Annotated in this window: 18 protein-coding genes; 12 read left to right on the plus strand and 6 right to left on the minus strand. The window is 71.9% G+C overall.

Features of this window, described 5'->3' with window-relative positions; all coding sequences use genetic code 11:
• Window positions 1-15 precede the first annotated feature (15 nt).
• The 11 genes from BM064_RS17515 to BM064_RS17565 all read left to right on the plus strand — a co-directional run bounded on the left by BM064_RS17515 (window position 16) and on the right by BM064_RS17565 (window position 12,473).
• Entirely contained in the window at window positions 16-813 is a 798-nt protein-coding gene (locus BM064_RS17515; RefSeq protein ID WP_092861695.1) for a GntR family transcriptional regulator, read from the plus strand.
• 91 nt (window positions 814-904) lie between these two features.
• Complete coding sequence (locus tag BM064_RS17520) at window positions 905-2,131, plus strand: ABC transporter substrate-binding protein (protein ID WP_092861697.1); 1,227 nt, start codon at window positions 905-907, stop codon at window positions 2,129-2,131.
• 181 nt (window positions 2,132-2,312) lie between these two features.
• Window positions 2,313-3,185 carry a branched-chain amino acid ABC transporter permease gene (locus BM064_RS17525; RefSeq protein ID WP_092861699.1) on the plus strand — a complete coding sequence of 291 codons (873 nt, stop codon included), beginning with the start codon at window positions 2,313-2,315 and terminating at the stop codon, window positions 3,183-3,185.
• Window positions 3,182-4,174, plus strand: coding sequence for a branched-chain amino acid ABC transporter permease (locus tag BM064_RS17530; RefSeq protein ID WP_092861701.1), 993 nt, complete (start codon window positions 3,182-3,184; stop codon window positions 4,172-4,174). The genes BM064_RS17525 and BM064_RS17530 overlap by 4 nt, the downstream gene beginning before the upstream one ends.
• Window positions 4,174-4,920 carry an ABC transporter ATP-binding protein gene (locus BM064_RS17535; protein WP_092861703.1) on the plus strand — a complete coding sequence of 249 codons (747 nt, stop codon included), beginning with the start codon at window positions 4,174-4,176 and terminating at the stop codon, window positions 4,918-4,920. Before BM064_RS17530 ends, BM064_RS17535 begins: the two co-directional genes overlap by 1 nt.
• Window positions 4,913-5,614, plus strand: coding sequence for an ABC transporter ATP-binding protein (locus BM064_RS17540; RefSeq protein ID WP_092861705.1), 702 nt, complete (start codon window positions 4,913-4,915; stop codon window positions 5,612-5,614). The genes BM064_RS17535 and BM064_RS17540 overlap by 8 nt, the downstream gene beginning before the upstream one ends.
• A 122-nt stretch (window positions 5,615-5,736) precedes the next feature.
• A complete protein-coding gene (locus BM064_RS17545) occupies window positions 5,737-6,651 on the plus strand; it encodes an isocitrate lyase/PEP mutase family protein (protein WP_092861707.1) in 915 nt (304 codons plus the stop codon).
• Window positions 6,648-8,396, plus strand: a complete 1,749-nt coding sequence (locus BM064_RS17550; RefSeq protein ID WP_092861709.1) for a hydantoinase B/oxoprolinase family protein — start codon at window positions 6,648-6,650, stop codon at window positions 8,394-8,396. The genes BM064_RS17545 and BM064_RS17550 overlap by 4 nt, the downstream gene beginning before the upstream one ends.
• Window positions 8,393-10,486: a hydantoinase/oxoprolinase family protein gene (locus BM064_RS17555; protein ID WP_245779199.1), complete on the plus strand. Its 2,094-nt coding sequence runs from the start codon at window positions 8,393-8,395 to the stop codon at window positions 10,484-10,486. Before BM064_RS17550 ends, BM064_RS17555 begins: the two co-directional genes overlap by 4 nt.
• A complete protein-coding gene (locus tag BM064_RS17560; protein ID WP_092861711.1) occupies window positions 10,486-11,082 on the plus strand; it encodes a cysteine hydrolase family protein in 597 nt (198 codons plus the stop codon). Before BM064_RS17555 ends, BM064_RS17560 begins: the two co-directional genes overlap by 1 nt.
• Complete coding sequence (locus BM064_RS17565) at window positions 11,082-12,473, plus strand: FAD-dependent oxidoreductase (RefSeq protein ID WP_092861713.1); 1,392 nt, start codon at window positions 11,082-11,084, stop codon at window positions 12,471-12,473. The genes BM064_RS17560 and BM064_RS17565 overlap by 1 nt, the downstream gene beginning before the upstream one ends.
• A 43-nt stretch (window positions 12,474-12,516) precedes the next feature.
• Here the strand turns inward: BM064_RS17565 and tcuB are convergent, their stop codons facing one another.
• Together tcuB and tcuA are read right to left on the minus strand one after the other, a co-directional pair.
• Window positions 12,517-13,632 carry a tricarballylate utilization 4Fe-4S protein TcuB gene (gene tcuB / locus BM064_RS17570; RefSeq protein WP_092861715.1) on the minus strand — a complete coding sequence of 372 codons (1,116 nt, stop codon included), beginning with the start codon at window positions 13,630-13,632 and terminating at the stop codon, window positions 12,517-12,519.
• On the minus strand, window positions 13,625-14,998 hold the full coding sequence (tcuA, locus tag BM064_RS17575) for an FAD-dependent tricarballylate dehydrogenase TcuA (protein ID WP_092861717.1): 1,374 nt from the start codon (window positions 14,996-14,998) through the stop codon (window positions 13,625-13,627). The genes tcuB and tcuA overlap by 8 nt, the downstream gene beginning before the upstream one ends.
• Before the next feature lie 110 nt (window positions 14,999-15,108).
• Here tcuA and BM064_RS17580 point away from each other — a divergent pair, with 110 nt between their 5' ends.
• The gene (locus BM064_RS17580) at window positions 15,109-15,837 is read left to right on the plus strand and encodes a GntR family transcriptional regulator (protein WP_218161069.1); all 729 of its coding nucleotides are present in this window, start codon (window positions 15,109-15,111) and stop codon (window positions 15,835-15,837) included.
• A 152-nt stretch (window positions 15,838-15,989) separates the two neighbouring features.
• On the opposite strand, the gene BM064_RS17585 is transcribed toward BM064_RS17580, so the two are convergent.
• From BM064_RS17585 to plsX, 4 genes are all read right to left on the minus strand, one after another.
• Entirely contained in the window at window positions 15,990-16,448 is a 459-nt protein-coding gene (locus tag BM064_RS17585; RefSeq protein WP_092861721.1) for a MerR family transcriptional regulator, read from the minus strand.
• A gap of 34 nt (window positions 16,449-16,482) precedes the next feature.
• Window positions 16,483-16,785: an integration host factor subunit alpha gene (ihfA, locus tag BM064_RS17590; RefSeq protein WP_092861723.1), complete on the minus strand. Its 303-nt coding sequence runs from the start codon at window positions 16,783-16,785 to the stop codon at window positions 16,483-16,485.
• 270 nt (window positions 16,786-17,055) lie between these two features.
• Window positions 17,056-18,033, minus strand: coding sequence for a beta-ketoacyl-ACP synthase III (locus BM064_RS17595; RefSeq protein WP_092861725.1), 978 nt, complete (start codon window positions 18,031-18,033; stop codon window positions 17,056-17,058).
• On the minus strand, window positions 18,030-19,163 hold the full coding sequence (gene plsX / locus BM064_RS17600) for a phosphate acyltransferase PlsX (protein WP_425426176.1): 1,134 nt from the start codon (window positions 19,161-19,163) through the stop codon (window positions 18,030-18,032). The genes BM064_RS17595 and plsX overlap by 4 nt, the downstream gene beginning before the upstream one ends.
• Between the last annotated feature and the right edge of the window lie 175 nt (window positions 19,164-19,338).

Raw genomic sequence — 19,338 nt, forward strand, 5'->3', positions numbered from 1 at the left:
GGTGAAAGGCTCCCGGTGAGACAGGCCACCGATCCCCTCAAGACCCAGCGCGTCTACCTGCTGCTGCGCGACCAGATCGTCTCGGGCGAGCTGGCGGCGGGCGCGCGCCTGCCGGGGGAGCCGACGCTGGCCGAGGATCATGAGGTCAGCCGGGTCACCATCCGCCGCGCCCTCGGGCGGCTGGCGGAAGAGGGGCTGATCACCAAGCGCGCGGGCTCGGGCACCTATGTGCGCGAGGCGCAGCCGCGGGTGCGCGCGGCGATCGCCGACGTCTCCAACGTGTTCTCGAACCTCATCGAGATGGGCCGCTCGACCGAGGCGCGGCTGCTCGCCTTCGACTACATGGCGCCCCCCGCCGCGGTGCGCGAGGCGCTGCGGCTGGAGGCGGACGAGCGCGTGCAGCGATCGGTCCGCGTTCGGCTGGTGGACGGGGCGCCCTTCTCGCATCTGACCGCGCATGTGCCCGAGCGGATCGGCCGCGACTGGTCGCGCGACGAGATGAACCGCGAGCCGCTGCTGTCGCTGATCGAGCGCGCCGGCTTCGCCGCCGCCCGCGCCACGCAGGAGATCTCGGCCGTGCTCGCGGGGCCGGAGGTCGCCGAGGCGCTCGACGTCTCGGTCGGCTCGCCGCTGGTGGCGCTGACGCGCACGGTGTTCGGCCCGGGCGAGGAGGCGCTGGAGCATCTCCAGGCGCTCTACCGGCCCGACCGCTACCACCTGAGCATGGACCTCGTGCGCACCGGCGGCGCGGCGGGCGGGCGCTGGAAGCCCGCGGCGGCCCCCGCGCGGGCGCCCGACCCCGCCGATCCGTAACCAGAAGCGGGCGCGCCGGAACGCCGGCCGAACCCGCCCCCGACCCCATCCCTCGAAAGAAGATGGCGACAGCCAGCAGGAAGGTGATCCGATGACGAAGATGACGGGACAGACCCGCCGCACGATCCTCAAGGGCGGCGTCGCGGCCGCGGCGGCGGCGACGCTGGGCGCGCCGACGGTGCTGCGCGCGCAGCCGGCCGCGGTGAAGATCGGCCTCTTGCAGCCGATGTCGGGCTTCCTCGCGCAGGCGGGCGACCTCGCCTCGATCGGCGCGCAGTTCGCGGTCGACGAGATCAACGCGGCCGGCGGCATCAAGGCCCTCGGCGGCGCGCAGATCGAGCTGCTGATCGGCGACTCCAAGTCCAACGCCGAGGCCGGCGCGCAGGAGGTCGAGGCGCTGAACGAGGCGGGCGTGGTCGCCATCGGCGGCGGCTTCGCCTCGGGCATCTCGCTGACCGCCACCCAGGCGGCGGCGCGCCACGACCTGCCGTTCCTGGTCGACAGCGCCACGGCGGATTCGATCACCGGGCGGGATCTGGCCAACACCTTCCGCCTCGGGCCGAACTTCTCGATGGCGACCGAGGTGGCGCTGCAGAACCTGATCAAGCTCAACGAGGCCGCGGGCAACCCCGCCAAGACGGTCGCGCTGGTGCACGAGGACGGCCTGTTCGGCGCGGGCCTTGCGCAGGTGATGCAGGAGAAGCTGCCGGGCCTGGGCTTCGAGATCCTCGAGACGATCTCCCACCCCACGCCTGCGCGCGACATGTCGAACGTGGTGCTGCGCCTGCGCTCGCTGCAGCCGGACCTGGTGATCCCGTCGCACTACTACAACGAGTTCGTGCTGATGGCGCGCACCATGCAGCAGCAGCGCGTGCGCCCGATGGGCGTCTACGCGGTGTTCGGCGGCGCGGCCTCGTCCTACCAGTTCGTCGCGGAATACCCCGAGGCCGCCGAGGGCGTCTTCGACTGCAACCACTGGGGCGATCCCTCGAACCCCACCGACGCCGAGCTGAAGGCCGCGGTCGAGGCGCAGGGCAAGCACTACGCCTACAACACGCCGATCAACTACTCGGTGGTCAAGGTGCTGGCCGAGGCGATCGAGAAGGCCGGCGCGGCCGACCGCGCGGCGGTGACCGAGCAGCTCAGGACCGCCGAGTTCGGCTCGGGCGTGATGCCCTACGGGACCACGAAGTTCGGCGAGGACGGGCAGAACGTGAACGCCCTGCCGCTGAACACCCAGGTGCAGGACGGCAAGATCAACGTGATCTTCCCCGACCAGTTCGCCCAGTCGACGCCGGTGTTCCCGGTCAACGGCTGACGTCGGATCCCGGGGCCGCCGCGCGCGGCCCCGGCCCTCCTCCCCGTCGAGGCGCGCGCCGTCCGCGCGCCTGCGCCCGCTGCGCGCCGCGCTCCCTCAGGGGCCCGGACGCGTCCCGGGCCACGGGGCCCCGCCGCGCCGGCCCGAGGGCCGGTCCCGACACCCTCCGACGCGAGCGCCCATGTATTCGCCCCTCATCGTCGCCGAGGCTCTGCTGAACGGTCTGATGCTCGGCGCGGTCTACGCGCTGATCGCGCTGGGCCTGACGCTGATCTACGGCGTCCTTCATATCGTGAACTTCGCCCACGGCGCGCTGCTGACGGTCGCCATGTTCGGCGTCTGGCTGCTGGCCGAGCACCTGGGCGTGGACCCGTATCTCTCGATCCTGATCATGGCGCCGGCGATGTTCGGCCTCGGCTACGCCGCGCAGCGCTTCGTCATCGGGCCGGCCTCGCACGGGTCGGACAACTCGATCCTGCTGGTGACGCTGGGGCTGTCGATCATCATCGAGAACGGCCTGCTGGCGGGGTTCCGCTCCGACACCCGGACCATCGACACCGACTACGCCTTCCAGGTGGTCGAGCTGGGGCCGCTGCTGCTGTCCTTCCCCCGGGTGGTGGGCCTGTTCGTGGCGCTGCTCTCGGCGCTCGTGCTCTGGGCGATCCTGGAGCGGACCGACGTCGGCCGCGCGATCCGGGCGGTGGCGAAGGAGAAGCTGGGCGCGGCGCTGGTGGGGATCGAGGTCTCCCACGTCTACGCCGTCACCTTCGCGCTGGGCTGCGCCTGCCTCGCGGTCGCAGCCGCCCTGCTGATGCCGGTGTTCTACGTCTCGCCGACCACCGGGAGGGCCTTCGTGCTGGTCGCCTTCACCATCGTGGTGCTGGGGGGCATGGGCTCGATCGTCGGCGCGCTCGTCGGGGGGCTGCTGATCGGGGTGGTGGAGGCGGCGTGCTCGTTGTTCTTCGGCGACAGCCTCGGCCAGATCGGGATCTTCGTGATCTTCATCCTCGTTCTCCTGTTCCGCCCCACCGGCCTGTTCGGAGCCCGCCAGTGAGCGCCCGCGACCTTCTCCTCCCGCTGATCGCGGTTCTCGTCCTCGCCGGACTGGCCTTTTCGGGCCTGTCGGGGACGCTGCTGAACCTCTTGATCTTCATGATGATCATCTCGCTGGCGGCCCAGGGCTGGAACATCCTGGGCGGCTTCGGGGGGCTCAGCTCCTTCGGGCACGCGGCCTTCTTCGGGACCGGCGCCTACACCACCCTGATCCTGCAGACCTCGCTGGGCGTGAACGCGTGGGCGGGGCTGGTCGCCGGGGTCCTGCTGGGGGCTGCGGTGGGGGCCGGGATCGGTTTCCTCAGCTTCCGCTCGGGGCTCAAGGGCTCCTATTTCGCGCTGATCACGCTGGCCTTCGCCGAGGTGCTGCGCATCGCCTCCAACTCCGCCCCGATCACCGGGGGGGCGGCGGGGATCCTGCTGCCGCTGGACTACGGGTTCCTGAACCTGCAGTTCGACGACCGGCGGTGGTTCGCGCTGATCGCCATCCTCTTCGTCGGCGCCGCCCTGGCGCTGACCCGCTGGCTGGAGCGCTCGCGCTTCGGCGCCTACCTGATCGCGATCCGCGAGAACGAGCAGGCGGCCCAGGCGCTCGGCGTCGACGTGTTCCGGGTGAAGCTGGGGGCGATCACGCTCTCGGCCGGTTGCACGGCGCTGGCCGGCGTCCTCTATGCGCAGAACTACCTCTTCGTGGACGCCCATGTGGCCTACGGGCCCTGGATCTCGATCGAGGCGCTGTTCGCGGCGATCGTGGGGGGGCTGGGCACCATGTTCGGCCCGCTGGTCGGCGCGGTGGCGCTGCTCGGCCTTGGCGAGATCACCAAGATGGTCTCGGGCGGCGTGCCGGGCGTGGACCTGCTGGTCTTCGGCGCGATCCTGATCCTGACGGTGGCCTTCGTGCCCGGCGGCCTGATGAGCCTGCGCCAGCGGCTGACCGGCCGCCGCCGCCCCCGGGGCGAGACGGCGCTTCGTTCCGAGGAGGGCGCGTGATGCTGAGCGTCGACGGACTGACCAAGCGGTTCTCGGGCCTGGTGGCGGTGGACGACGCCTCGCTGGCGGCGCCCGAGGGGCGGATCACCGGGCTGATCGGCCCCAACGGCGCGGGCAAGACCACGCTCTTCGCCATGGCGGCCGGGTTCCTGACCCCCGATGCGGGGACCGTGACCTTCGCCGGCGAGGACGTGACCGCCGAGCCCCCGCACCTGCGCGCGCGGCGCGGCATGGCCCGCACCTTCCAGATCGTGCAGCCCTTCGCGGGCCTCACGGTGCGGGAGAACATCGCGGTCGGCGCCCATCTCCACCATCCCTCGCGCGCCGAGGCGATGGAGCGCGCCGACGCCATCGGCAAGCGGGTGGGCCTTGCAAAAGACCTCGACCGCGCCGCCGCCGGCCTGACGGTGGCCGGGCGCAAGCGGCTGGAGCTGGCGCGCGCGCTGGCGACCCAGCCCAAGCTGCTGCTGCTGGACGAGGTTCTGGCCGGCCTCAACCCCTCGGAGATCCGGGACATCCTGCCGGTGATCCGCGCCATCCGCGACGAGGGCGTCACCATCCTGATGATCGAGCACATCATGCAGGCCGTCATGAACCTGTGCGAGCACGTCTACGTCCTGGCGCAGGGAAAGATGATCGCCGAGGGCCCGCCCATCGAGGTCTCGCGCGATCCCCAGGTGGTCGAGGCCTATCTCGGCCACGGCGCCGCCGCGCGGATGCAGGCCGCAGGAGGCGCCGATGCTTGAGGTCCGCGATCTGCGCGCCGGCTACGGCGGCACCGAGGTGCTGCGCGGCCTTTCGCTTTCGGTCGGGCAGGGAGAGGTCGTCGCCGTCCTTGGCTCCAACGGCGTGGGCAAGACCACGCTGAACATGACCCTCTCGGGCCTCGTCGAACCCTGGTCGGGGGAGATCCTGTTCGAGGGCCGGCCGATCCACGGGCGCAAGCCCTCCGAGGTGGTCTCCGCCGGCCTCGTCCACGTCCCCGAGGGCCGCAAGATCTTCCCGAACCTCACGGTGCTGGAGAACCTGGTGCTGGGCGGCTACCGCCGCTCCAAGACCGGGCGCAACACCAACATCGAGCGGGTGTTCCGCACCTTCCCCCGCCTGAAGGAGCGCATGAAGCAGGCCGCCGGCACCCTCTCGGGCGGGGAGCAGCAGATGCTGGCCATCGGCCGCGGCCTGATGAGCGAGCCCAAGCTGCTGATCCTGGACGAGCCTTCCCTGGGCCTATCGCCCCTGCTGGTCGAGGAGATGTTCGGCCTGATCGAGCAGCTCGCCAAGGACGGCCTGCCGATCATGCTGGTCGAGCAGAACGTGGTGCAGTCGCTCGACGTCGCCTCGCGCGCCTACATCCTGGAGAACGGCCACGTGGTCCTCTCCGGCGCGGCCGAGACGCTGCGCGACGATCCGGAACTGAAGCGGGCCTACCTGGGCCTGTGAAGCGCCAAGTCTAATGGGCAGGGCGGGGCGATGACCCCGCCCGCCTGCGGGGCCTCGCGGGGCCCACGCGAAACACGTCGCCGCGGGGCGTCCGCGATGCGGCGAGCAAGAGGAACCAACGCATGAGCCTCAGGGACCGTCTCCTCCAGCCGGGCGCCGTCGTCGCGCCGGGGGTCTACGACGCGCTCTCCGCCTCGATCGCCGAGGCCGCCGGGTTCGAGGCGATCTACCTCTCCGGCGCCGGCATCGCCTATACGCGGCTGGGTCGGGCGGACATCGGGCTGGTCTCGATGAACGAGGTGGCCGAGGTGATCGGGCTGGTGCGCGACCGCGTCGCCATCCCGATGATCGTGGACGGCGACACCGGCTACGGCAACGCCATGAACGTCGAGCGCACCGTGCGCCTGTTCGAGCGCGCCGGCGCCACCGCCATCCAGCTCGAGGACCAGACCACGCCGAAGCGCTGCGGCCACCTGCGCGACAAGTCGGTGACCTCGCCCGGCGAGATGATCTCCAAGATCAAGGCCGCGGTGGACAGCCGCGTGTCTTCGCAGACCCTGATCGTCGCGCGCACCGACGCCCGCGCGGTCGAGGGGCTCGACGCCGCCATCGACCGCGCCTCCCGCTACGCGGAGGCGGGCGCCGACGTCCTGTTCGTCGAGGCCCCCCGCTCGCGCGGGGAGCTGGAGGCCATCGTCGCCGAGCTGGGCGGCCGGGCTCCGCTGCTGGCGAACATGGTCGAGGGCGGCCAGACCCCGATCTCGTCCGCGCAGGAGCTGGGCGAGATCGGCTTCTCCATCGCCATCTTCCCCGGCGGCGTGGTCCGCGCCGTGGGCAAGACGATGATCGACTACTACGGCTCGCTCGCCGCCCATGGCTCGAACCAGCCGTTCCGCGAGCGGATGTTCGATTTCGATGCGCTGAACGCCGTCATCGGCACCCCCGACATGCTGGCCCGCGGCGAGGCCTACGAGGCCATGGCCGCCGAGGCCGACGCCGCCCCCGCCGCCCCGAAATCCGAGGAGACCGACGCGTGACCGACGCCAAAGCCGCGACCCTCGACCCGGTCACGCTCGCCGTCCTGAAGGGGCGGCTGGAGCAGATCGTGGACGAGATGGACGCCACCCTCTACCGCTCCGCCTTCAACCCCACCATCGCCGAGGCCAAGGACGCCTGCCACGGCATCTACGACCCGGTCACCGGCGACACGCTGGTGCAGGGCGCCAACGGCCTGCCGATCTTCGTCGGCGCCATGGCGTTTGCGGTCCGCGCGGTGATCGCGAAGGTGGAGAAGGAAGGGAACCTCGCCGAGGGCGACGTCTTCATCTTCAACGACCCCTACGACGGCGGCACCCACCTCAACGATTTCCGGCTGGTCCGCCCGATCTTCCGCGAGGGGAAACTGTTCGCCTGGATGGCGTCCGTCGGCCACTGGCTCGACATCGGCGGCAACGTGCCGGGGGGCTACAACCCCAAGGCGGTGGAATCCTTCCAGGAGGGCGTCCGCTTCCCCCCTGTGAAACTCTACCGCAAGGGCGAGGTGCAGACCGACATCATCGCGATGCTGGAGGCGAACTCCCGCCTGCCGATGTCGAACTGGGGGGACCTGAACGCCCAGCTCAACGCGCTGGACCTTGGGGAGAAGCGCCTGCTGGCGCTGCTGGACGAATACGGCGACGCCACCATCGCCACGGCCTTCGACGCGTTCTCCGACCGGGCCGAGGCGCTGATGCGCGCCTCGATCGCCAAGATCCCCGACGGGGTCTATTCGTTCGAGGACGTGCTGGACAACGACGGCATCACCGACGTGGCCCTGACCGTGGCGCTGGACGCCACGATCTCCGGCGAGACGATGCGGCTGGATTTCTCGCGGTCCTCGCCGGCCTGCCAGGGGCCGATCAACATCTCGCGCTCGACCGCCGTGGCGGCCTGCTACGTGGCGCTGAAGCACGTTTTTCCGGACGTGCCTGCCAACGCCGGCTGCCTGCGGCCGATCAGCTTCGACATCGTCGACGGCTCGATCCTCGGCGCCAATGCGCCGAAGCCCGTGGCCGGCTACACCGAGACCATCCTGCGCCTGATCGGCGTGGTCTTCGGGGCGCTGGCGCAGGCCGATCCTGACCGCGCGCTGGGCGGGCCGTTCGGGACGATCAACGCGCTCTCCATCGCCGGCCACCGGCCGGACGGGTCGCGCTGGGTGATGTTCTCGTTCTTCGGAGGGGGCCTGGGCGGCTCCCCCGCCTCGGACGGTCTGAACCACGCCAACAACCCGATCTCCACCGCCACCATCCCGCCGGTGGAGATCCTGGAGGCCGCTTACCCGGTCTGCTTCACCCAGTGGGCGCTGCGCGACGGCTCGGCGGGGCCAGGCGAGCACCGGGGCGGCGTCGGCGCGGTCTACGAGGTCGAGCTGCTGACCGACGCCGACGTCTCGCTGCTGGGCGAGCGCGGCAAGGCCCCGCCCTTCGGCGTCGCCGGGGGCAAGCCGGCGGCGGTCAACGCCTTCTTCTGGCAGACGGACGATGGGGAAAAGTCCCCGCCCATGGTCTCCAAGATCACCGACCTGCGCCTGCCCGCCGGTCGTCGCGTGCGTCTGGAGACCCCCGGCGGCGGCGGCTGGGGAGAGCCCTTCGCCCGCGACCCCAGGGCGGTCGCCCGCGACGTGGCGCTCGGCTTCGTCACCGCTGAGCAGGCCCGCGCCGACTACGGCGTCGCCCTGACCGAGACCGGCGAGGTCGACGCCTCCGCCACCCGAGACCTGCGCGCCGGAGCGGCGGCGTGAACGAGGTGCTTCCCGTGACCGAGACCCCCTCCACCCCCCGCGTCGGCACGATCGTCGGCGTCGACGTCGGCGGCACCTTCACCGACCTCTTCTACTTCGACGAGGCGAAACGCGAGTTCCGCACCGGCAAGGTCCCCTCGAACCGCGGCGACGAGGCCGTCGGCTTCCTCGAAGGCCTGAAGGGCTTCGGGGCGCTCGCCGACCTCGACAGCATCGTCCACGGCACCACCGTGGGCACCAACGCGCTCTTGGAGCGCAAGGGCGCGAAGGTGGGCCTGATCACGACCGCTGGGTTCCGCGACGTGCTGGAGATGCGCCGTCGCGACCGCCGCGCCACCTGGGGCCTGACCGGCGACTTCATTCCCGTGGTCGAGCGCGACTTCCGCATGGAAGTCGGCGAGCGGGTGCTGGCCTCGGGCGAGATCCGCGAGGCGGTGGACGCGGAAGACGTGAAGGCCTGCGCGAAAGCCCTGCTCGACAAGGGCGCCGAGGCGCTGGCGATCGTCTTCATGAACGCCTACGCCAACCCCGCCAACGAGATCGCCGCCATCGAGGCCGCCCGCTCGGTCTGGCCCAACGAGCATGTCGAGCGATCCTCCGCCATCCTCCCCGAGATCCGGGAGTTCGAGCGGACCTCGACGACCGCGCTGAACGCCTACCTCCAGCCCGGCGTGGGGTCCTACCTCGCCAAGCTGGAAGGCGCGCTGGAGTCCGAGGATTTCGCCGGCAAGTTCCACATCGTGCAGTCGAACGGCGGCGTGATGTCGACCGAGACCGCGCGGCGCCTGCCGGCCCGCACCGCCCTCTCCGGCCCCGCGGCCGGGGTGATCGCGGCGGCGGCCATCGCCGAGGCGGCGGGTTTTCCGGATGTGATCACGGGCGACCTTGGCGGCACCTCCTTCGACGTCTCGCTGATCACCGGCGGCAAGACGGCGCTGGCGGCGCAGACCACCATCGACTTCGGCCTCGTGATCCGCACCCCGATGATCGAGATCACCACCATCGGCGCCGGCGGCGGCTCCATCGCCCATGTGGACGCGGGGGGGCTGCTGCAGGTGGGGCCCGAGTCCGCCGGCTCCCGCCCCGGCCCGGTCTGCTACGGGCAGGGCGGCGACCGCCCGACCCTGACCGACGCCAACGTGGTGCTCGGCCGGATCAACGCCGACCGGCCCATCGGCGGCAAGCTGGCGCGCCTCGACGTGGAGGCCGCCAAGGCCGCCATTCAGGAGCATGTCGCCGGCCCGCTCGGGCTGGGCGTCATGGAGGCCGCGGAAGCCATCGTCCGCGTGGCCGATGGAAAAATGGCCGGCGCGATCCGGCTGATGTCCATCGAGCGAGGGCATGATCCGGCGCGCTTCGCGGCCGTCCCCTTCGGCGGCGGCGGCGCGCTTCATGCCGGCGCCCTGATCAAGGACGTGGGGCTGAAGGCGGCGCTGGTGCCGCGCTACCCGGGCGTGACCTCGGCGCTCGGCTGCGTGATCGCGGACATCCGGCATGACCAGGTGCAGACGGTGAACCTCGGGCTGCAGGGGATCGACGCCCCGGCGCTGGCCGCCCGCATGGCCGAGGAGGCCGCTTCCGCCCGCGCCGTGGTCGAGGCCGCCCGTCTCTCGGTCGAGCGGATCGACACGGTGTTCGAGCTCGACATGCACTACGTCGGCCAGACCCACACGCTGGCGGTGCGCCTGCCGGCCTCGCTGGGCCAGACCGCCGAGGGGCTGACCGAAGACATGATCGCGAAGGCGTTCGAAGAGGCCTACCAGGCCAGCTTCTCGCGCCTGCTGCCCGGCGTTCCGATGCGCATCGTCAACCTGCGCACCTCGGCCATCGGCGTGCGGCCGGGCTTCGACCTCGCCGCGCTTGCGCCCTCTGGCGAGATGACGGTGGAGGAGGCGAAGACCGGCTCGCGCCCCGTCTGGTTCGCGGGCGCCTGGCACGAGGCGGCGATCTACGCGCGCCTCGACCTGCCGGTGGAGGCTGTGGTGCCGGGGCCGGCGATCCTCGAGCAGCCGGATGCGACGGTGGTGGTCGACCCCGACCTCGCCGCCCGCATCGACGCCTTCGGCAACGTCATCGTGGAGCGCAAGTGATGGATCTGTCCAAGACCGCCCTGCTGACCGTCGACCTGCAGAACGATTTTCTCCATCCCGAGGGCGCCTACGGCCGCGCCGGCCAGACCGCGCCGGAGATCGCGGCGCTGCCCGCCCGGCTGAAGCCGCTGGTGGATCTGCTGAAGGCGAAGGGCGGCTGGTTCGTCTCGACCCAGTTCACCCTGGTCCCGGTGCGGGGCGAGCCGATGATCGCCCCTCATCTCAAGAAGATCCGCCCGTTCCTCAAGGCCGGCGACTTCGCTCCCGGCTCCTGGGGCAACCAGCTGGTCGACGAGCTGGGCCCGGCGGATGTGACGGTGGAAAAAATCGCCTATTCCGCCTTTTACCAGACCCGGATGGAGTGGACGCTCCGCAAGCTCGGGATCGAGCATCTGCTGGTCGCCGGCATCGTCACCAACGGCGGCGTCGCGACCACCTTCCGGGCCGCCCATGTGCGCGAGTTCGACGCGATCCTGCTGGAGGACGGCTGCGCCGCCTTCTCGCAGGCGACCCATGACGAGGCGGTGCAGGCCCTGCGCCCCGTCGGCCGGGTCGCCTCGATCGCCGAGATGACCGTCGAGATCGAGGCCCTGTGATGCCCGACATCCTCCCCGCGCCCGCGTCTTTCGAGACGGACGTCCCGGCCCTGATCGTGGGGGCCGGCGCCGCCGGCCTGACCGCGGCGCTGGCGCTGCGCGCGGAGGGGATCGAGGTGCTGGCGCTGGAACGAGACGCGGTGCCGCGCGGCTCGACCGCTCTCTCGGCCGGGCTGATCCCCGCGCCGGGAACGCGCTGGCAATCGGCGGCGGGGGTGTCCGACACGCCGGACGCCTTCGTCGCCGATATCCTCAAGAAGGCCCATGACGAGCCGGACCCCGCCCTCGCCGCCCTGATGGCGCGCGAAGTCGGCCCGGCGCTGGAATGGCTCGCCGACGCCCACGGTCTGGATTTTTCGCTGGTCGACAACTTTCGGTATCCCGGCCACTCGGCCCTCAGGATGCACGGCCTGCCGTCCCGCTCCGGCGAGGAGCTGGTCGACCGCCTCTCCCGCGCCGCCGAGGCCGCGGGCGTGGACATCCTGACCGAGGCGCAGGTCACGACCCTCTACGTGGACGGCGACGCGATCCGCGGCGTCCGCTTCACCCGCCCCGACGGGAGCACGGAGCAGGTCGGTTGCCGCGCCCTGATCCTCGCCTGCAACGGCTACGGCGGGAACAAGGCGCTGGTGGCCGAGCACATCCCGAGCCTGCGCGACGCCCTCTACTTCGGCCATCCCGGCAACCAGGGCGAGGCGATCCTGTGGGGCGAGGCGCTCGGCGCCGCCACCCGCCACCTGGGCGGCCACCAGGGCCACGGCTCGGTGGCGCATCCGGCGGGCATCCTGATCACCTGGGCGACGGTGATGGAGGGCGGCTTCCAGGCGAACCTCGCGGGCGAGCGGTTCTCGAACGAGGCCACGGGCTACTCCGAACAGGCCGCCCGGGTGCTGACGCAGCCCGAGGGGACGGCCTGGACGATCTTCGACGCCCGCATCGCCGGCATCGCCGCCCAGTTCGAGGATTTCCGCCGCGCCCAGTCGCTCGGCGCCATCGTCGAGGCGGACGACCTCGCGACTCTGGCCGCCCGCATCAAGGTCCCGGCCGGGGCATTGGAGAACACCCTCGCCCAGGTCGAGGCCGCCAAGCGGGGCGAGATCGCAGACCCGTTCGGCCGGCCGCTGGCGGGCGTCGCCCCCCTCGAGGCCCCCTACCGCGCCGTGCGGGTGACCGGCGCGCTCTTCCACACCCAGGGCGGCCTGGTGGTGGACGGCGAGGCGCGGGTGCTGCGCCCGGACGGCGCGGCCATTCCCGGCCTCTATGCGGCGGGCGGCGCGGCCTGCGGCGTCTCGGGCGCGGGGGCGGAGGGCTATCTCTCCGGCAACGGGCTGCTCTCGGCGATCTCGCTGGGCCGGGTTGCGGGCAGGGCGGCGGCGACGGCGCTGGCCTGAGCACGCGCCGTCGGCCCCGGGGGCGCGCCCCGAGGCGCCTCGCTCACCCCCGCGAGGGATCCTCGCGCCGCCAGCGGGCGAGCGCGAGGTAGCGGTAGAGCCCGTGCACGAACTTGCCGTAGGGCATCGACAGGAACAGCGCCAGCACCGCGCCCAGGTGCAGCGCCAGCAGCGGGCCCAGCAGCGGGGTCGAGCGCAGCGACACCAGCGCCAGCCCGCTCGCCCCGGTCAGCAGCAGGATGGCGAGGAAGCCGACCTCCATGCCCCGGAAGCGCGGGTCGAGCAGGTCGGGGAACCGGCGCGCCTTGGCCCTCAGCAGGCCGATCGGGCCGATCACCAGGCCGATCCCGCCCAGCACCCCGAGGATCTTCGGCAGGTCCCACAGCGGATAGGGCGCCGGCCGGTCGAAGACATAGTGATAGACCGTCGCCACCGAGGTCGAGGCCAGGCACAGCAGGAAGCCGTAGAAGGTGAAATGGTGCCACAGCCGGCGGGTGTCGTCGGGCTCCTCGCCCTCGTTCATGCAGCCCACGCCGCCGCCGTCGAGATAGCGCAGCGTCGCCGCATCGTGGCCCGCCCGCCCCAGGGCCAGCCCGTCGACCGAGGCGCCGGTGGCCTTCCAGAACGACCGCGCCCCCATGAACACTGCGAAGAGCATCCAGGCGAAGGCCGTGCCGAACAGCGCCGTCATCGCCGAATGGGGCATCAGCGCGTAGAAGAGATCGGGCGAGCGATGGGCGCTCCACAGCGCCCCCGGATCGCCTGCGACGACGAAGCCCGCGAGGAACAGCGCGGCGGCCAGCGCCACCCCGACCGCGAGCGCCGCCCCGTGGCGGCGGAACAGCGGGCGCAGGGCGGCGGGCCAGGCGTGAGCCTCGTAGCTGTCGTTGCGCACCTTCGCCAGCACCGCCGGCACGTTCACGTCGAATTCGTGCGGCGGCGAGAACTGGCAGTCGTGGTAGCAGGCCCCGCAGGAATGGCACAGGTTCGCGAGATACTGCAGGTCGCCGTCCGTGAAGGCCCGGCGCAGCTCCATGGCGGGGAAGACGGCGCACAGCCCCTCGCAATAGCGGCAGGAGTTGCAGACCGTCATCAGCCGCTCGGCCTCGGCGAGGTTGGGCTCGCGCAATCCGGCGTCGGGGGAGGGAAGATCAAACATGCGCGGCCTCCGTGCCGGCGATGCGCCCGAAGACGGCGCCGATGGTCATGCCGATGCCGGCGGCGTAGCCCTGGCCCAGCACGTTGCCGGCCATGATCTCGCCGGCGGCGAAGAGATTGTCCGAGGGGGTCCCGTCGGCCATCGTCATCCGGGCCCGTTCGTCCACCTTCACGCCGAGATAGGTGAAGGTGATGCCGGGGCGCACGGGGTAGGCGTAGAAGGGCGCGGTCTCGATCCGCTGCGCCCAGTTGGTCTTCTCGATCGCCAGCCCCTGCGTGCGGTTGCCGTCGAGGTCGGTGTGGTCGAAGGGTTTCCCGCCGACCACGGCCGCGTTGAACTCGGAGACGGTGGCCTCCAGCGTCGCGGGGTCCAGCCCCAACTTCTGCGCCAGCTCCGGGATCGTGGGGGCGGAGATGGCGGGGAACAGCGAGGGCATGAATTTCTCGAGGTTCGGCGCGTCGAAGACGATCCAGGCGATCTGCCCCGGCTGGTCGGCGACCAGCCGGCCCCAGATGGCGTAGCGCTTGGGCCAGATGTCCTCGCCCTCGTCGTAGAAGCGCTGCGCGTGCGCGTTCACCACGATGCCGAAGACCACGCAGTCGAGCCGGGTTATGATGCCGCCGTCATAGCGCGGCGCGCGGGCGTCGATGGCGACCGCATGGCACTGGGTGGGGTCGCCGATCTGCATGACGCCTTGCTCGATCAGCATCCTCGTGACCGTGCCCCGGTTGTAGGGCGTGCCGCGGATCAGGAAGTTCTCGGCCCGCTCTCCCCAACCCTCCTTCAGCCAGTCGAAGTTGGACTCGAACCCGCCGCAGGCGGCGACGAAGGCCTTCGCCTCGATGCGCCGATCCTCGCCGTCCTGGCGCACGGTCGCGGCGCGGAAGCGCGGGCCGTCGAGGTCGAGGCCCGTGACCTCCGCCTCGTAGCGCACCTCGACGCCCAGGGATTCGGCGGTGCGGTAGAGGGCGTTCAGCATCGACCGCCCCCCGCCCAGGAAGAACGAGTTGGTGCGCCCCAGGCTCAGCGTGCCCCCCAGCGAGGGCTGGAAGCGCACGCCCTGCGCCTGGATCCAGTCGAGCATGGGCTTCGACTCGGCGATCATCATCCGGGCGAGCTCGGGCGTGGTGTTGCCCTGGGTGACCCGCAGCAGGTCGTCGTAGAACTCCTCCTCGGGGTAGGGGCCCGAGAGCGTGTCGGTGGCCGCGTCATGGGCGCAGCGCATGTTGCGGGTGTGGCGGGTGTTGCCGCCGCGGTAGAACTTCGGCGCCGCCTCCACCACCAGCACCGAGCGCCCGGCCCGGCGCGCCGCGATCGCCGCGCACAGCGCCGCGTTGCCGCCGCCGGCCACCAGCACGTCCCACATGCTCCGCCTCCCTGCGAGTCGTCGCCGGGCTTCCGGCGTTTGCGTATTCTCAGTATACTGAAATCCGCGAGACGCCAAGCCAAGGCCCTCGCAGGGCACGGGAGGGGCGCATGACCACGCAGCCGGGCAGGGCGGAGACGAGCGCGCTGGAGGCATTGGCCGCCATGGGTCCGCTGGGCCCCGGCGCCAGCCTGGGCGAGGCGGTGTTCGAGCGTCTGCGCGAAGCGCTGCGGGCGGGCCGCCTGCGCCCCGGCGACCGCCTGCGGGAGGAGGAGGTGGCCGCCGCCCTCTCGGTCAGCCGCACTCCGGTGCGCGAGGCGCTGGGGCGGATGCAGGCGCGCGACCTGATGCGTCGCGGCGGCGGCCGGGGGCATGTGGTGCGCCGGCTGGAGGCCGCGGAGCGCGAGCAGGTCTACGCCATGCGCGCGGTGCTGGAGGGGGCGGCCGCGGGCCTCGCCGCCCGCCACGCAGGCCCGGCGGATCTCGCGCTGCTGGAGGGGCTGCACGCCCGCTTCGCGGCCCTGCCGGGGGCTGCGGCGGGGGAGGCGGCGGAGCTCAACCGCGCCTTCCACGACGCCCTGCGCCGGGCCGCGGGCAACCCCTGGCTGGACGCCTCGCTGGAGGCGCTGGCGGACGCGATCTCGCTGCTCGGGCCCACCACCTTCACCGCGCCGGGGCGTCACGCGGAGGCGATCGGCGAGCACGGGGCGATCCTGGAGGCGGTGCGCGACGGACGGGCCGAGGCGGCCGAGGCCGCCGGCCGGCGGCACATCGAGGCCGCCCACGCCGCCCGCCTGCGGCTTTCGCAGGGCGAGGGCGAGGGCGAGGGGCGCGCCTGAGCGGGCGGGCGAGGCGCACGCGGCCGGCGGTCCGCCGGAGGCCCCGGATCAGGTCCGGGGCGCCGGTGGGTCGGGTCGACTTCGGAAAGCGATGGGTCTGGAGGACGTTGGGCGGCGACGCTGAGGCGCGGTCTCAGCCGGTCGCGGGCGGCTCAGGTCTCGCGCAGGCGGTTGCGCAGGGCCTCGAGCTTGGAGATCACCGCGCGGACCCGCTCGGAGTCCGGGCCCTCGGGCTCGGCCTCGGGCGCGGCGGGGGCGGGCTCGGCGGGGGCCGCCTGCGCGGGCGCGGGTTCGGGGGCGGCGGGGGGCTCGCCGGCGTCCTCGAAGGGTTCGCCCAGCACTTCGGCGCCGCGGCGGACGACATGCTTCTGCCCGCGCTCGCGGAAGATCTTCTGGACGCCCTTGATGGTCAGGCCGTCCTCGTAGAGCAGCTCGCGGATGCCCACCAGCAGGGTCACGTCCTCGGGCCGGTAATAGCGCCGGCCCCCGCCGCGCTTGATCGGGCGCACGGCGGGGAACTTGGACTCCCAGAAGCGCAGGACGTGCGCGGGCACATCGAGCGTCTCGGACACCTCCGAGATGGTACGGAACGCGTTGGGGGACTTGTCCATGTGAGGGCAGAGGGCCTCCGACCCCGGGGGGCCGTCAGCCGCTCAGGGCGTCGTTGATCTTGTCCTTCAGGATGTGCGAGGGCCGGAACACCAGCACCCGGCGCGGCTCGATCGGAACCTCCTCGCCGGTTTTGGGGTTGCGGCCCATGCGGGCGCCCTTCTGGCGCACCTGGAAGGTCCCGAAGGAGGAGATCTTCACCGTCTCGCCCTTCACGAGCGCGTCGGAGACATGGCCGAGAATGCTCTCGACCAGCTCGGCGGACTCGTTCCGCGACAGGCCGACCTCGCGGTAGACGGCCTCGGTCAGGTCGAGCCGGGTGTGGGTCTTGTTCGCCATCCGCGCCTCCTGCGCCCCCTTTGAAAGCCGTCGCCGCGGGAGGGCTGAAGGCCGGCCGCGGTCGAGCGTTGCGGCGAGGGTAGGCCGCGCGGGATTTCAGAGTCAATGTCAATGACTTGGAGACGGGCGCGCAGAACGCCTCTGAGCCCCGCGGCGCAGGCGGTCGGCGCCCCTGCGGAAAGCCCGGACCGGAACGGAAACGCCCGCCTCCGGATCGCGGAGGCGGGCGTCGAAAACCCTTGCAGGAACGGGCCGCAAGGCCCGCGGGCGTCACCAGCGCATCAGCGCGGCGCCCCAGGCGAGGCCGCCGCCGATCGCCTCCATCAGCAGCAGGTCGCCCTGCCGGATGCGCCCGGCCTGCACCGTCTCCGACAGCGCGAGCGGGATCGAGGCGGCGGAGGTGTTGCCGTGGTTGTGCACGGTCATCACCACCTTCTGCATCGAGAGCCCGGTCTTGCGCGCGGTCGATTCGATGATCCGGCTGTTCGCCTGGTGGGGCACCATCCAGTCGATGTCGTCGGCGGTGGCGCCGACGGAATCCATAGCCTCGTGAGCCACTTGCGCGAGCTTGTTCACAGCGTGCTGGAACACCCGCTGGCCCTGCATCCGCACGCAGCCCGCCCGCCCGGTCGAGGACGGCCCGCCGTCCACGTAAAGCAGGTCATGATGGGCGCCGTCGGAATGCAGCTTCACCGACATCACGCCCCGGTCGGCGAGCGTGCCGGCGCCCGGCTCGGCCGAGAGGATCAGCGCCCCCGCCCCGTCGCCGAACAGCACGCAGGTCGAGCGGTCGGTCCAGTCGAGGATGCGCGAGAAGGTCTCGGCCCCGATCACCATCACCGTCTTCGCCTGGCCCGACTGGATCAGCGAGTTGGCCATGCCCACGGCATAGATGAACCCGGCGCAGACCGCCTGCACGTCGAAGGCGAAGCCGTTGGTCATGCCCAGCGCGTGCTGCACGCGCGTGGCCGTGGCGGGGAAGGTCTCGTCCGGCGTGGCGGTGGCCAGCACGATCGCATCGAGATCCGAGGCCTCGATCCCCGCCGCCGCCAGCGCGCGCTGCGCGGCGGGAATGGCGAGGTCCGAGGTCTTCTCGTTCGGGGCCGCGAAATGGCGCCGCTCGATGCCGGACCGGGTCTTGATCCACTCGTCGGAGGTCTCGAGGGTCTTCGCGAACTCGGCGTTCTCGACGATCCGCTCGGGGAGATGATGGCCGCAACCCAGCGGGACGGCGCGCGTTACGGTCATCCTGTGGTCTTTCCGCTCCTGTCCGAATCCGCGCCGGCAGTGTTCCGGGCCGGGAAGGCGTTTGCAACCTGTTCGGCCACCTTACCTTGGAACCCCGAGAGCCCCATGGTCGCAGCCAGCTTGATCGCCGAGGCGACGGCGGTCGCATCCGCGGATCCGTGGCTTTTGACCACCGATCCGTTCAGGCCCAGGAACACCCCGCCGTTGACCTGACGAGGATCTATGCGTTTCGACAGCCGGCGCAAGGAGGTCCAGGCCGCCAGCGCGCCGAGGCGCGACAGCCAGGTGTGGCGGAACGCCTCCTTCAGGCTGTCGGAGATCAGTTTCGCGGTGCCCTCGGCGGTCTTCAGGGCGATGTTGCCGGTGAAGCCGTCGGTGACGATCACGTCCACGCGATCCGAGAGGATGTCGCCCCCCTCGACGAAGCCGATGTAGGAGAAGCCCGCGCCGGGCCGGATCGCGGCGGCCGAGATCATCTCGGCGGCCGAGTGCAGATCCTCGCCGCCCTTCGATTCTTCGGAGCCGACGTTGAGCAGGCCGACGCGCGGGCGGTCGATCTTCAGGCCGAGGCGGGCGTATTCCGCCCCCATCACCGCGTATTGCGCGAGGTTCTTGGGCTCGGCCCGGATGTCGGCGCCCACGTCGAGCACGATGTTGTAGCCGGCGGGCCCGCGCGACGGCCAGAACACCCCGATCGCCGGCCGGTCGACGCCCGGCGCGCGGCGCAGGGCCAGCATCGCCAGCGCCATCAGCGCGCCGGTGTTCCCGCAGGAGACCGCGACCGAGGCGTCGCCGCCCGCCACCGCCTGAAGGGCGCTCATCATCGAGGTCCCGCGCGAGCGGCGCATGATCTTGGAGGGCTTGTCCGACATCGCCACCACCTCGGGGGCGTGGCGGATCTCGGTCCGCTCGGCGAGGCCGGGGCGGCGGCGCATCAGGCGGCGCAGCTGCTCCTCGTCGCCGTGGACGATGAAGCGGATGTCGGGGTTTTTCCTGGCGGAGATCGCCATGCCGGCGAGCACGGGGCCCGGTCCGCGGTCGCCGCCCATGGCGTCGACCGAGATCACGCCGGCCCCGGGGCGGGGCGCCGGGATCGGGGACCCGCCGGGGGCCGTGGCCGCGCGGTGCACGGACAGTTCTATGGGCGCCGCCGCGCGCGGGGGCGCGTCGGGCGAAGGCTCGGGGGGGCGCGTCTGGTCTGTCATCCGGTGTCGGGGCGTCCGGAGCGGCGGGTCTGTGTGCGGCCCTCCGCCCCCTGGGGGGCGGGGCGCCGCGCGGCGGGTCCGCTGGGGCTGTCCAGGGGAC

Source organism: Albimonas pacifica (assembly GCF_900113695.1).
Lineage (GTDB): Bacteria > Pseudomonadota > Alphaproteobacteria > Rhodobacterales > Rhodobacteraceae > Albimonas > Albimonas pacifica.